The organism is Streptomyces sp. NPDC054842 (genome assembly GCF_053611025.1).
The window spans coordinates 143,118-156,661 of sequence record NZ_JBSGZN010000012.1; the positions used below are offsets into that span (position 1 = coordinate 143,118).

A 13,544-nucleotide genomic window follows, 5' to 3' on the forward strand; every position below is an offset into this window, starting at 1 on the left:
CACTCAGGTCTGCCGCCTCCTGATCCTGGAGCCCAGCCACACGAGCGGGTCGTACTTGCGGTCGACGGCCCGTTCCTTCAGGGGGATCAGGGCGTTGTCCGTGATCTTGATGTTCTCGGGGCAGACCTCCGTGCAGCACTTGGTGATGTTGCAGTAGCCGAGGCCGTGGTCGTCCTGGGCGCTGCGCTTGCGGTCCAGGCCGCTGTCCTCGGCGGCGTCCAGGGGGTGCATGTCCAGTTCGGCGACGCGCATCAGGAAGCGCGGTCCGGCGAACGCCGGCTTGTTCTCCTCGTGGTCGCGGACGACGTGGCAGGTGTCCTGGCACAGGAAGCACTCGATGCACTTGCGGAACTCCTGTGAGCGGTCCACGTCCTGCTGCTGCATCCGGTACTCGCCGGGACCGAGCCCCGCGGGGGGAACGAAGGCGGGCACCTCGCGCGCCTTCGTGTAGTTGAAGCCGACGTCCGTCACCAGGTCGCGTACGACGGGGAACGCGCGCAGGGGCGTGACGGTGATCGTCTCCTCGCGGGTGAACACGGACATCCGCGTCATGCACATCAGCCGCGGCCGTCCGTTGACCTCCGCAGAGCACGAACCGCACTTGCCCGCCTTGCAGTTCCAGCGCACGGCCAGATCGGGAGCCTGCGTCGCCTGGAGGCGGTGGACGATGTCCAGGACGACCTCGCCGTCGTTGACCTCGACCGTGAAGTCCTGGAGGTCACCGCCGCCGACGTCGCCGCGCCACACCTTGAAGCGGGCCTGATAGCTGCTCACTCGTACAGCTCCTCTTCGGCGAGGTACTTGACCAGCTCCTCCTTCTCGAAGAGGGCGAGCAGGTCGGGGCGGATGGCTTCGGTGGTCGTCCTGACGAGGTCGATCTGGCCGCGCACCGGGTCCGTGGCCGCCAGTCCGCCGGTCGGGTCGGTGAGCTGGCACAGCAGGTTCACGCGGCGCCACGCGCGGTCCATCGCCGGGTGGTCCTCGCGGGTGTGGCCGCCGCGCGACTCCGTCCGCTCCAGCGCGGCCCGTGCCACGCACTCGCTGACGAGGAGCATGTTGCGCAGGTCCAGGGCGAGGTGCCAGCCCGGGTTGAACTGCCGGTGGCCCTCGACTCCGGCGCGCCGCGCGCGTACCCGCAGGTCGGCGAGTTTCTCCAGCGCGGTCTCCATCTCGGCCTCGCGGCGGATGATGCCGACGAGGTCGTTCATCGTCTGCTGGAGTTCCTGGTGCAGGGTGTACGGGTTCTCCGGCGGGCGCCCGTTCTCCTGCCCCGGCTCGGGGCCCTCCGCGGAGAAGGGCCGCAGCGCCTCGGCGGCGGCCGCGTCGATCTGCAGGTCGTCCACCGGGGGGCGGTCACCGGCGAGTGCGGCGGCGTGCTCCGCCGCGTGCAGGCCCGCCCGGCGTCCGAAGACCAGCAGGTCGGAGAGGGAGTTGCCGCCCAGCCGGTTCGAGCCGTGCATACCGCCGGCGACCTCTCCGGCCGCGTACAGGCCCGGTACCCCGCGGGCCGCCGCCGTGTCCGACTCGACGGCGATGCCGCCCATCACGTAGTGGCAGGTCGGGCCGACCTCCATCGCCTCGGCGGTGATGTCGACGTCGGCCAGCTCCTTGAACTGGTGGTACATGGAGGGCAGTCGGCGCCGGATGACCTCGGCGGGCATGCGTGTGGAGACGTCCAGGAACACCCCGCCGTGCGGGGAGCCGCGGCCCGCCTTGACCTCCGCGTTGATGGCCCGCGCCACCTCGTCACGGGGCAGCAGCTCGGGGGGCCGGCGGTTGTGGTCCGGGTCCTCGTACCAGCGGTCGCCCTCCTCCTCGGACTGGGCGTACTTCTCCTTGAAGACGTCGGGGACGTAGTCGAACATGAAGCGCTTGCCGTCGGAGTTGCGCAGGACGCCGCCGTCGCCGCGCACCGACTCGGTCACGAGGATGCCCTTGACCGACGGCGGCCAGACCATGCCCGTCGGGTGGAACTGGACGAACTCCATGTTCAGCAGGGGCGCCCCGGCCAGCAGCGCGAGCGCGTGACCGTCGCCTGTGTACTCCCATGAATTGGACGTCACCTTGAAGGACTTGCCGATGCCGCCGGTCGCGATGACGACGGAGGGCGCTTCGAGGACGAAGAACCGGCCGGACTCGCGTTCGTAGCAGAACGCGCCCGACACCCGGTCCCCGTCCTTGAGGATCCGGGTGACGGTGCACTCCTGGTAGACCTTCAGGCGGGACTCGTAGTCGCCCGTCTCCCGGTGGTCCTCCTGCTGGAGGGACACGATCTTCTGCTGGAGCGTGCGGATCAGTTCGAGGCCGGTCCGGTCGCCGACGTGCGCGAGGCGCGGGTACTCGTGCCCGCCGAAGTTGCGCTGCGAGATCCGCCCGTCGCCCGTGCGGTCGAAGAGGGCGCCCCACGTCTCCAGCTCCCACACCCGGTCGGGGGCCTCCTGCGCGTGCAGCTCGGCCATCCGACACTGGTTCAGGAACTTGCCGCCGCGCATCGTGTCGCGGAAGTGCACCTGCCAGTTGTCGCCGGAGTTCACGTTGCCCATGGCGGCCGCGATGCCGCCCTCGGCCATCACCGTGTGCGCCTTGCCGAACAGCGACTTGCAGATCACGGCCGTACGGGCGCCGCGTTCCCGGGCCTCGATGGCGGCCCTGAGCCCGGCACCGCCGGCGCCCACCACCACGACGTCCCACTCCTGCCGGTCCACCACGGGCATCAGAAGAACCTCGGATCGTCGAAGGCGCCGGACGCGACCAGGTACACGTAGAAGTCGGCGAGCGCGACACTCACCAACGAGGCCCAGGCGAGCGCCATGTGACGGGCGTTCAGCCTGCCGACCCACTGCCACATCCGGTAGCGCACGGGGTGCCGGGAGAAATGCTTGAGCTTGCCGCCGACGATGTGCCGGCACGAGTGGCACGACAGGGTGTACGCCCAGATCAGCACGATGTTGACGAGGAAGACCAGGCTGCCGAGGCCCATGTGGCCCCAGGCGTAGGTCTCGTCGCGGAAGGCGAGCACGGTGTCGTACGTCAGGATCCCGGCGACGACGATCGCCGCGTAGAAGAAGTACCGGTGGATGTTCTGCAGGACCAGCGGGAAGCGGGTCTCACCGGTGTACTTCTTGTGCGGCTCGGCGACCGCGCAGGCCGGGGGGCTCGCCCAGAATCCCCGGTAGTAGGCCTTGCGGTAGTAGTAGCAGGTCAGCCGGAAGCCGAGCGGGAAGATCAGGATGATGACGGCCGGCGAGAGCGCCCACCAGCTCCCGAAGAGGTCCGCGTTCGGTCCGGAGTGCATGGTCTGGCACCGCTCGGCCAGACAGGGCGAGTAGAACGGCGACACGTACGGGGCGGCGTAGTAGTCGGTGTCCGCGAAGGCCCGCCAGGTCGAGTAGACGACGAAGGCCAGCAGTCCGGCCGCGGTGACGGCGGGCGCCAGCCACCAGCGGTCGGTCCGCAGATGCGGGGCGGCGATGGCGGCACGCGTGGGTGTCCGCACACCGCCGCTGTCCTGATGGGGTTCCGTACCAGTGGTCAACTGTCGCTCCGGTCGGGGTCAGGGGGCGTGCCGGTCGCGGGCGCCGAGTCCCTCGTCGTCCGAATCGGTCCACAGGGAGCTGTCGTACGGGGTGTCGGGGATCGAGAGCAGGTCGGGGCGCAGGGGTGCGGCCGGCGTCGCGGCGGCCTCCCGCAGCAGGGCGACGCTCTCGCGCAGGTGATCGGTGTCGGTGCGCACGCGGCGCATCTCCAGCCCCGCGCCCATCTGCTGTTCCAGTCGCCGCACGGACCGGGAGAGGTCGTCTAGGCAGCGCTGGACTGACGTCAAATCGTCGTGCACGGACATGACTTGCCCTCACTTCCACGGGCTCGGCGGCCCAAGGCGGCAACGTTCATGCGCCTGCGAGTGTCGCGCGTCACACGAGCCCCTGTGAAGAGATCTGCACGGATTCCCGGCGCACACTCCCGAACGCGCCCCGCGCACGCCGCCTACGCCACCCCCGACCGAGGGGCGGCCCCCCGGCCGCACAGCCGTCCGCCCACTCCAGGCGAGGACGGATGGCGCCTCAGGCCGCAGCCGCCCGCCCGCCTCAGGCCGCAGCCGCCCGCCCGCCTCAGGCCGAAGGGCTGCGGCCACCGCCTCCCGCCACCCCCATGCCGCAGCCGAACGGCCGCCCGCCCCGGGCGAGGGATGGCAGCCGCCCCCATCACCGCACCAGTGCCGCAGCCGAACGGCCGCCCCAGGCCGAGCCGGACGCCCTTGCGCCGCACCAGATCCTCCAAACCCGTACCCCCGCGCCTCAGCAGCCCACGACCGCAAGCCGCGATCCGGCGGGAGGGGCCGTGCCGGTACATCAGATGGCCGTCGGGTACGGGAGGTACGCAACCGAGGAACGCTGGTAGCAGAGGCCGACACCAACCACCGACGGCCGGATGTACCGGCACGGCCCCGACCCACCCACCGGACCGGAAGCGCCCGACGCCCACCCGAGCAGACCCGAGCCGGGAGATCCCCCCCCGTGGGGGGTATTGCGCCGCACGGGTGGGCTTCGGCCCCGTCCCCGCCGTGTCGCGGCCCCGAGACCGCCCCGCTCCCCTTCAGTGGGCCGCATAGATCTGATCAGCTCCATATACCGCCAAACGTGATCAGAATCCGCACTGTCCTCCTGGCGGAGCGTCAGCGCGGCGAGACCCGGAGGTTGCAGTGATGTCCCACGACGGCATCGGACTGCGCGCGGTCATGCGCTCGGTCGCGTTTCTCACCGCGGGCGCACTCGCGGTGCCCGCCCTGGCCGCGTGCAGCGCGAAGGACCAGGCGGGCAAGCCCGTCGCCGGGCAGGACATCGCGCCCGCGTCCCGTGACCGGGTCGCCGACGGCGGCACCCTGCGCTGGGCGGTGGACGCCCTGCCCGAGACGCTGAACACCTTCCAGGCGGACGCCGACGCGGCGACGTCACGGATCGCGGGCGCCGTCCTGCCCTCCATGTACCGGTCCGACGCCATGGGCCGCCCCGCACGGAACGCCGACTTCCTGGAGTCGGCCAAGGTCGTCGAGCGCGAGCCCAAGCAGGTCGTCCTCTACAAGCTCAACCAGCAGGCGGTCTGGAGCAACGGCCGCGAGATCGGCGCCGCCGACTTCACCGCCCAGTGGCGGGCCCTGTCCGGCAGGGACACCGCGTACTGGACCGCCCGCAACGCCGGGTACGACCGCATCCAGAAGATCGAGCGCGGCGCCAGCAACCTGGAGGTCCGCGTGACCTTCAGCCGCCCCTACGCCGACTGGAAGTCGCTCTTCTCCCCGCTGTACCCGAAGGACGTCATGGGGACCCCCGACACCTTCAACGACGGCGCCCGCCGCAAGCTGAAGGTGACGGCGGGCCCCTTCGCGCTGGGGAAGATCGACCGCGAGGACGGCGACGTCACCCTCACCCGCAACCCGCGCTGGTGGGGCCGCCCCGCCAAGCTCTCCGAGCTGGTGCTGCGCGCCGTGCCGCGGGACCGGCGGGCCGCCGCCCTGAACGCCGACAAGGTCGACCTCGCCGAGATCGACCCCGAGGAGGCCGGGCGGATCACCCGGGCCGCCGCCAACGGCAGCCCCCCGTTGCAGGGCCCGGCCGCCGCCGTGACGCCCGGCAAGGCGCTGCGCTCCTGGGCCGTCGCCCACGGCTCGGACGAGGAGGCCGCCCGCGAGGAGGTCCTGGCCCGCAAGAAGCAGCGCAAGGCGGTCGCCAAGTACGCCGGACGGCAGTCGGTCCTGCGCGGCTTCGAGGTCCGCAAGTCGCTCGAACCCTCGTTCACCCAGCTCGCGCTCAACGGCTCCGACGGCCCGCTCGCCGACGAGCGCGTCCGGCGTGCCGTCGCCCGCGCCCTCGACCGCGAGGAGCTGGCCCGGGTGGTGCTCAAGCCGCTCGGCCTGCCCGCCGTCCCGGTCGGCAGCCACCTGGCGCTGTCCGGCCAGCTCGCCTACGCCGACAACAGCGGCACCCTCGGCGGCCAGGACACCGCGGAGGCCCGGGCGCTGCTCGCCGACGCCGGCTGGGTGCCCGGCGGGCCGGTGAAGGAGCCGCGCAAACCGGAGAAGGCGGCCGGATCCGAGGGGAAGAAGCCCGCGGAGGAGGCGGGGTCGGGCGACGACGGCACGTACATCGTCGGCGAGGACGACAAGCCGCGGGGCGCGCTCTCGGAGGCCGACCGGGAGAAGAAGAAGGACGCCGGGAGCCACGCGAAGAAGCACCCCAAGGACAAGGGGCGGAACGCGGACGACCAGGCCGCACGGCGCCTGGACGGGCGGTACCTGCGCGAGCACGGCAAGCAGGGCGGGGCACCGGGGGCGTACGCGCCCAAGGGGACGGCCGCTCCGGCGGGCGCCGCGGCCGGCGCGCTGGCGAAGGACGGCAAGCCGCTGACCCTGCGCTTCGTGCTGCCCTCCGGTCCCGGCTCGGAGTCGCTGCGCGCCGTCGGCGACCGGATCGCCCGGATGCTGGACCGCGTCGGCATCCGCACGGAGATCTCGAAGGTGTCCGACGACAGCTACTTCAAGGACCACATCGCGTCGGGCCAGTACGACCTGGCGCTCTACTCGTGGCCGGCCTCCGCGTTCCCGGCCACCGACGCCCGGCCCATCTACGCCAAGCCGGTCCCGGCCGCCGACGGTTCGCTCAACGTCGAGCAGAACTACACCCGGGTCGGCACCGACCAGGTCGACCAGCTCTTCGACCAGGCCATCGCCGAGCTCGACGAGGACGAGTCGCGCGCCCTGGTGCGCAAGGCGGACGCCCGTATCTGGGCTTCCGCAGGATCGATTCCTCTCTATCAGCGCCCGCAGCTGACGGCCGCCCGCGTGCACCTGGCGAACGCCGGCGCCTTCGGCTTCCAGACTCCGGTCTACGAGGACATGGGGTTCCTGAAGAAGGGCGCGAAGCCGCAGGCGGGCCCCTCGAAGGGCTGACGCGGGGCGGCGCCGGGCGTCGCGCGGAGCGGGCCCCCGTGGCCCTGCGGAGGCCGCCTCCGTCAGGGCCACGTACCATGGGGTAAGGCCGTGGCGTGTTCAGCCCGGCAGGCCCCGCGCAGCGGAGGCCGTCCACTCACCCCGGGAGAAGCGCCTCAATATGGCTGTGACTGCAACGCGTCACGACATCCGCAACGTCGCCATCGTCGCCCACGTCGACCACGGCAAGACCACTCTGGTCGACGCCATGCTCAAGCAGGCCGGTGCCTTCGCCGCGCACGCCGCCGAGTCGCTCGACGACCGCATGATGGACTCGAACGACCTGGAGCGTGAGAAGGGCATCACGATCCTGGCCAAGAACACGGCGGTCAAGTACCACCCGAAGGATGGCGGCGACGTCATCACCATCAACATCATCGACACCCCCGGCCACGCCGACTTCGGCGGCGAGGTCGAGCGCGGCCTGTCGATGGTCGACGCGGTCGTGCTGCTGGTCGACGCCTCCGAGGGCCCGCTGCCGCAGACGCGTTTCGTGCTCCGCAAGGCCCTGCAGGCCCGGATGCCCGTCATCCTCTGCATCAACAAGACGGACCGTCCCGACTCCCGGATCGACGAGGTCGTCAACGAGACGTACGACCTGTTCCTGGACCTGGACGCGGACGAGGAGCAGATCGAGTTCCCGATCGTCTACGCCTGCGCGCGTGACGGCGTCGCCTCGCTGACCAAGCCGGAGGACGGCACCGTCCCGGCGGACAGCGACAGCCTGGAGCCCTTCTTCTCCACGATCCTCTCGCACGTCCCGGCCCCCCAGTACGACGAGGAGGCCCCCCTCCAGGCCCACGTCACGAACCTGGACGCCGACAACTTCCTCGGCCGTATCGCGCTGCTCCGCGTCGAGCAGGGCGAGCTGCGCAAGGGCCAGACCGTCACGTGGATCAAGCGCGACGGCACGATGTCCAACGTGCGCATCACCGAGCTGCTGATGACCGAGGCGCTCACCCGCAAGCCCGCGGAGAAGGCCGGCCCCGGTGACATCTGCGCCGTCGCCGGTATCCCGGACATCATGATCGGTGAGACCCTCGCCGACCCGGAGAACCCGGTCGCGCTGCCGCTCATCACGGTCGACGAGCCGGCCATCTCGATGACCATCGGCACGAACACCTCGCCGCTGGTCGGCCGTGGCGCCACCGGCAAGGGCGCGGACAACAAGGCCGCGGTCAAGGACCGCAAGGTCACCGCCCGCCAGGTCAAGGACCGGCTGGACCGCGAGCTGATCGGTAACGTCTCGCTGCGCGTGCTCGACACCGAGCGCCCCGACGCCTGGGAGGTGCAGGGCCGCGGTGAACTGGCGCTGGCCATCCTCGTCGAGCAGATGCGCCGTGAGGGCTTCGAGCTGACGATCGGCAAGCCGCAGGTGGTCACGCAGGTCATCGACGGCAAGGTGCACGAGCCCGTCGAGCGCATGACGATCGACGTCCCCGAGGAGCACATGGGCGCGGTCACGCAGCTCATGGGCGTCCGCAAGGGCCGGATGGACAACATGTCGAACCACGGGTCCGGCTGGGTCCGCCTGGAGTTCGTCGTCCCCTCCCGCGGTCTCATCGGCTTCCGTACCGAGTTCCTGACCGGTACGCGCGGCACGGGCATCGCGCACTCGATCCACGAGGGCCACGAGCCGTGGTTCGGCCCGCTGACGACCCGTAACAACGGTTCGCTGGTCGCCGACCGCTCCGGCGCCGTCACCGCGTTCGCGATGACGAACCTCCAGGAGCGCGGTGTCCTCTTCGTGGAGCCCGGCACCGAGGTGTACGAGGGCATGATCGTCGGCGAGAACTCCCGCGCCGACGACATGGACGTCAACATCACCAAGGAGAAGAAGCTCACCAACATGCGCTCGGCCGCCGCCGACTCGTTCGAGGCGATCGTCCCGCCGCGCAAGCTCTCCCTGGAGCAGTCCCTGGAGTTCTGCCGCGACGACGAGTGCGTCGAGGTGACCCCGGAGGCCGTCCGCATCCGCAAGGTGAACCTGGACGCGCGTGAGCGCGCCCGCTCGGCGAGCCGCGCCAAGCACGGCTGATCCGGCCCCCGGCAGCAGATCTCGGGCACCCCGCCTCGGCGGGGTGCCCGTTGTCGTTGCGGGAGCCCTCAGAGCCCTCAGAGCCCTCGGAGCCCCCGGAGCCGCCGGAGCCGTCGGACCGCCGTCAGCGGTCCGACGGCGGCCTGACTGCGGTCCGACGGCGGTCCGATCACGGCCTGACGGTGGCCCGACGGCGGTCCCGGCCGTGGGGTGGGACGAGGGGCGGGGTGCGGCCGGCCGGGGGCAGGACACAGGGGGGCTGGAGAAGGGATAGGGAAAACCCTTCATTGTGAAAGAGAAAGCCCTGAGGGTGGCCGATTCCCATTACCCTGCACACCACATGGATCTCGTCCGTGGCGGCACGGCGTTCTTCGGGCGCCGCTCGCTCCCGTGGACGTGGACGTGATCGCCCGTTCACCGAACGGCCCGGCCGTACAGGCGCGTTGGCCGTGTGACGGGCGGAGGGACACCGCGGATCGCGGTGTGCGGGCATGCCGATGGCACCCAGGCACAGCGGCCAGGTTAGCCGCAACAGGTTTTTCGAGCCCATGCGTCCGGAATACGGACACCTGCCACCGATAGATGTGTAACAAGTCCGTTTCGCAGGGATCTTTCAGCAAACCCTTTGTCCGGATTTTGGAAGAAGTGGGCGACAGGTGTGATCGAACCGAGACCTTGTGAGTGTGGTCGGCTCCTGGCCCATGGCAGATAGTTAGGCGCGTAGAGCTCGGTCAACGGGTCACGCGCTGCAGCCGGCGCCGACCTCACGAGCGCGGGGGAGCACGAACACCATGTCCGGCCGACGTGTCGGTGGTGTGACCAGTGCTCCCTTTTGCGGTGAACCAATGGACTCATGAGGAGGAACCCATGCGCGGTGCCAAGAGCGCCAAGTGGGTCGCGATAGCCGCGGTTGTGGCGCTGGGCGCGACCGCCTGTGGTGGTAGCGATGGTGACAGCGGCAAGGAAAACAAGGCCGCGGTCGACCCGAACGGTAAGTTCTCGGTCGAGGTGGGCGAGCCGCAGAACCCGCTGCAGCCTGCCAACACCATGGAGTCCAACGGCAGCATCGTCATCAATGCCCTGTTCTCCCAGCTCGTCGACTACGACGACAAGGGCAACATCGTCATGGTGAACGCCGAGTCGGTGGACACCAAGGACAACAAGACCTACACGGTCAAGCTGAAGTCGGACTGGAAGTTCCACGACGGCACCCCGGTGACCGCCGACTCCTACGTCAAGGCGTGGAACTGGTCGGCGAACGTCAAGAACAAGCAGACGAACAGCTTCTGGTTCTCGGACATCGAGGGCTACGACGACGTCGCGCCGGCCAAGGGCTCCCCGAAGGCCGACAGCATGTCCGGCCTGAAGGTCGTCGACGACAGCACCTTCACCATCACGCTCTCGAAGCCGATCCCGTACTACGTGTACAAGCTCGGCTACGAGACGTTCTCGCCGCTCCCGGACTCCTTCTTCAAGGACCCGAAGGCCGCGGGCGAGAAGCCGGTCGGCAACGGCCCCTACAAGTTCGTCAGCTGGCAGCACAAGAAGCAGATCGAAGTTGCCAAGTACGCGGACTACAAGGGCCCCGACAAGGCCAAGAACGGCGGTGTGGTCTTCAAGAACTACACCAACCTCGAGACGGCCTACGAGGACCTGAAGTCCGGCAACGTCGACGTCCTGCGTCAGATCGCGCCCAAGGACCTGCCCGTCTACAAGACGGACCTCGGCGACCGTGCCGTGGACAAGGCATACTCCGCGATCCAGACCATCGCGCCGGCCTTCTACACCAAGCAGTGGAAGGACATCGACCCCAAGGTCCTCCAGGGCCTGTCGATGGCCATCGACCGCGACACCATCACGAAGACGGTGCTCCAGGACACCCGTGAGCCCGCGACCGGCTGGGTCGCCAAGGGCGTCCTCGGCTACGAGCCGAACGCCGGCGGAGACGTCTTCAAGTACGACGCCGCGAAGGCCAAGTCCCTCATCAAGGAGGGCGGTGGCGTTCCCGGCAACAAGATCTCCATCCAGTACAACGCGGACGGCGGTCACAAGGAGTGGGTGGAGGCGGTCTGCAACTCCATCACCAAGGCCACGGGCGTCAAGTGCGTGGGCGACTCCAAGGCCGACTTCCAGGCCGACCTCAACGCGCGTGACGCGAAGGAGGTCAAGTCCATGTACCGCAGTGGCTGGGTGCTGGACTTCCCGATGAACGCCAACTTCATCCGGGACCTCTTCGGCACCAAGTCGGACGGCAACCAGAGCGGCTTCTCCGACAAGAAGATCGACGCCGAGATCGAGGCGGCCGACAGCGCCGCGTCGCTCGAGGAGTCGGAGAAGAAGTACCAGGAGATCGAGAAGCAGCTCCCGGAGTACATGCCGAGCATTCCGCTCTGGTACTACAAGGTCAACGCGGGCTACTCGGACAAGGTCACCGGCGTCGAGTACGCCCAGGACGGCGACCCGATCCTGACCGGCGTTCAGGTCAAGAAGTAACCGCAAATCAGTCCGCGATCCGGGTACGGCGCCGCCTGCGCCGTACCCGGCGTGCGGCAGCGGCTGGGGGGCCCTTTCCATACGCATCGCTCATCGGTGCGTGAGGAAAGGGCCCGTCGGCTGCCGCTGTAACCGACATGGAGGCACGATGGGGCGCTACGTCGCACGACGACTGCTCCAGATGATCCCGGTGTTCTTCGGGACAACCCTGCTGATCTTCCTCATGGTCTACGCCCTGCCCGGCGATCCCGTGCGAGGGCTCTTCGGCGACAAGGGCGGCAGCCCGCAGGTGATCGCCGCGCTGCGTCATGAGTACGGCCTGGATCAGAACATCTTCCTGCAGTACTACCACTACATGAAGGGCATCATTCTGCATGCCGACTTCGGCACGCAGATCGCCTCCGGCCGTCCGGTGACGGACGTCCTCGGCGATGCCTTCCCGGTGACCCTCCGTCTGGCCTCGCTGGCCTTCGTGATCGAGGTCATCGCGGGAATCACCCTCGGCGTCGCGGCGGGCCTGCGCGCCGGACGGATCACCGACAACGTGGCCCTGCTGGTCTCGCTGCTGCTGATCTCGGTCCCCGTCTTCGTCCTGGGGTTCATCCTCAAGGCCGTCTTCGCGTTCAACCTGGGATGGCTCAAGCCGAACGTCAACGACGCGACGAACTACAACGAGTTGCTGATGCCGGCCATTGTGCTGGCCGCCGCGTCACTGGCGTACGTGACCCGTCTGACCCGGACCTCCGTCGCCGAGAACGTGCGCGCCGACTACATCCGCACCGCGATCGCCAAGGGCCTGCCCCGGCGCCGCGTGGTGGGCGTCCACCTCATGCGCAACTCGCTGATCCCCGTCGTCACCTACCTGGGCACCGACATCGGTGCGCTCATGGGCGGCGCGGTCGTCACCGAGGGCCTGTTCAACATCCACGGCGTGGGCGGCACGATCTACGAGTCGATCGTGCGCCGCGAGGGCACGACCCTCGTCGGCCTGGTGACGATCCTCGTCCTCGTGTACCTGCTCGCCAACCTGCTCGTCGACCTGCTCTACGCGGTCCTTGACCCGAGGATTCGCTATGCCTGACGTGACCAAGACCGACGTCAAGACCGGCGCGATCGACCCGGTGGGCGGCACGCCCTCCATGACTCCGCACGCGGTCGCGGCCAAGCCCGAGAAGACCCGCAGTCTCTGGGGCGACGCCTGGGCCGACCTGCGGCGCAGCTGGATCTTCATCATCTCCAGCGTGCTGATCCTGGCCCTGCTGCTCATCACCTTCTTCCCCGGGTGGTTCACCAGCGAGGACCCGATCCTCGGCGACCTCTCCAAGCACTACCTGCAGAAGCCGCGGCTGAGCGACGTCGGTTCGCCGGACTGGCTCGGCTACGACCAGCAGGGCCGCAGCGTCTACGCCCGTGCCATCTACGGCGCCCGGGCCTCCATAGCCGTCGGCTTCGGCACCACCGTCGTCGTCACGCTCCTGGGCGGCCTGGTCGGCATGATCTCCGGCTACTTCGGCGGCCTGATCGACTCCTTCATGTCCCGCGTGACGGACGTCTTCTTCGGCATCCCGTTCCTGCTCGGCACCATGGTCATCCTGAACTCCTTCACGGAGCGCACGACCTGGGTCGTCATCGGCGCGCTGGGCTTCTTCGGCTGGACGCAGGTCGCCCGCGTGATGCGCGGCGCGGTCATCACCACCAAGCAGGCCGACTACGTGCAGGCGGCCAAGGCGCTCGGCGCGAGCACCCCGAGGATCATGTTCCGGCACATCCTGCCGAACACCCTCGCCCCCGTGATCGTCGTCGCCACCATCTCGCTCGGTGTCTACATCTCCGCCGAGGCCACGCTGTCCTTCCTGGGCCTCGGCCTGGACGGCGTCTCGTGGGGCAACGACATCTCCGGCGGCGGCAACCAGATCCGCGTCGCCCAGTGGATCATGCTCTACCCGTCGATCCTGCTCAGCATCACGGTGCTGGCTTTCATCATGCTCGGTGAGGCCGTACGCAACGCCCTCGACCCGAAGATGCGCTGAG

General features: G+C 69.3%; 9 protein-coding genes. 5 read left to right on the forward strand and 4 right to left on the reverse strand.

The genetic code is table 11. The features are described from left to right. Positions 1-3 precede the first annotated feature (3 nt). From ACWGIS_RS12360 to ACWGIS_RS12375, 4 genes are read right to left on the reverse strand one after another with little or no spacing between them, the layout of a single operon-like run. Positions 4-774: a succinate dehydrogenase/fumarate reductase iron-sulfur subunit gene (locus ACWGIS_RS12360; RefSeq protein ID WP_453362337.1), complete on the reverse strand. Its 771-nt coding sequence runs from the start codon at positions 772-774 to the stop codon at positions 4-6. Further along, on the reverse strand, positions 771-2,714 hold the full coding sequence (locus ACWGIS_RS12365; RefSeq protein WP_453362338.1) for a fumarate reductase/succinate dehydrogenase flavoprotein subunit: 1,944 nt from the start codon (positions 2,712-2,714) through the stop codon (positions 771-773). Before ACWGIS_RS12365 ends, ACWGIS_RS12360 begins: the two co-directional genes overlap by 4 nt. Further along, complete coding sequence (locus tag ACWGIS_RS12370; protein ID WP_453362339.1) at positions 2,714-3,535, reverse strand: hypothetical protein; 822 nt, start codon at positions 3,533-3,535, stop codon at positions 2,714-2,716. The genes ACWGIS_RS12365 and ACWGIS_RS12370 overlap by 1 nt, the downstream gene beginning before the upstream one ends. 18 nt (positions 3,536-3,553) lie before the next feature. Beyond that, positions 3,554-3,841: a hypothetical protein gene (locus ACWGIS_RS12375; RefSeq protein WP_453362340.1), complete on the reverse strand. Its 288-nt coding sequence runs from the start codon at positions 3,839-3,841 to the stop codon at positions 3,554-3,556. 861 nt (positions 3,842-4,702) lie between these two features. On the opposite strand from ACWGIS_RS12375, the gene ACWGIS_RS12380 reads away from it, so the two are divergent. The 5 genes from ACWGIS_RS12380 to ACWGIS_RS12400 all read left to right on the forward strand — a co-directional run bounded on the left by ACWGIS_RS12380 (position 4,703) and on the right by ACWGIS_RS12400 (position 13,543). After that, positions 4,703-6,943, forward strand: coding sequence for an ABC transporter family substrate-binding protein (locus ACWGIS_RS12380; RefSeq protein WP_453362341.1), 2,241 nt, complete (start codon positions 4,703-4,705; stop codon positions 6,941-6,943). A gap of 160 nt (positions 6,944-7,103) precedes the next feature. Next, positions 7,104-9,020: a translational GTPase TypA gene (typA, locus tag ACWGIS_RS12385; RefSeq protein ID WP_358850251.1), complete on the forward strand. Its 1,917-nt coding sequence runs from the start codon at positions 7,104-7,106 to the stop codon at positions 9,018-9,020. An 867-nt stretch (positions 9,021-9,887) separates the two neighbouring features. Further along, positions 9,888-11,513 (forward strand): peptide ABC transporter substrate-binding protein, encoded by a 1,626-nt coding sequence (locus ACWGIS_RS12390; protein ID WP_453362342.1) that lies wholly within the window; start codon positions 9,888-9,890, stop codon positions 11,511-11,513. Positions 11,514-11,661: 148 nt separating this feature from the next. Next, the gene (locus ACWGIS_RS12395) at positions 11,662-12,594 is read left to right on the forward strand and encodes an ABC transporter permease (protein ID WP_453362343.1); all 933 of its coding nucleotides are present in this window, start codon (positions 11,662-11,664) and stop codon (positions 12,592-12,594) included. Continuing rightward, positions 12,587-13,543 carry an ABC transporter permease gene (locus tag ACWGIS_RS12400; protein WP_453362344.1) on the forward strand — a complete coding sequence of 319 codons (957 nt, stop codon included), beginning with the start codon at positions 12,587-12,589 and terminating at the stop codon, positions 13,541-13,543. Before ACWGIS_RS12395 ends, ACWGIS_RS12400 begins: the two co-directional genes overlap by 8 nt. Position 13,544: the final 1 nt, after the last annotated feature.

What these genes read in the sequence shown, in the direction of transcription:
- ACWGIS_RS12365 (WP_453362338.1), bottom strand. Translation starts at nt 2,714, where the DNA reads ATGCCCGTGGTGGACCGGCAGGAGTGGGACGTCGTGGTGGTGGGCGCC.
- ACWGIS_RS12375 (WP_453362340.1), bottom strand. Translation starts at nt 3,841, where the DNA reads ATGTCCGTGCACGACGATTTGACGTCAGTCCAGCGCTGCCTAGACGAC.
- ACWGIS_RS12380 (WP_453362341.1), top strand. Translation starts at nt 4,703, where the DNA reads ATGTCCCACGACGGCATCGGACTGCGCGCGGTCATGCGCTCGGTCGCG.
- typA (WP_358850251.1), top strand. Translation starts at nt 7,104, where the DNA reads ATGGCTGTGACTGCAACGCGTCACGACATCCGCAACGTCGCCATCGTC.
- ACWGIS_RS12390 (WP_453362342.1), top strand. Translation starts at nt 9,888, where the DNA reads ATGCGCGGTGCCAAGAGCGCCAAGTGGGTCGCGATAGCCGCGGTTGTG.
- ACWGIS_RS12395 (WP_453362343.1), top strand. Translation starts at nt 11,662, where the DNA reads ATGGGGCGCTACGTCGCACGACGACTGCTCCAGATGATCCCGGTGTTC.
- ACWGIS_RS12400 (WP_453362344.1), top strand. Translation starts at nt 12,587, where the DNA reads ATGCCTGACGTGACCAAGACCGACGTCAAGACCGGCGCGATCGACCCG.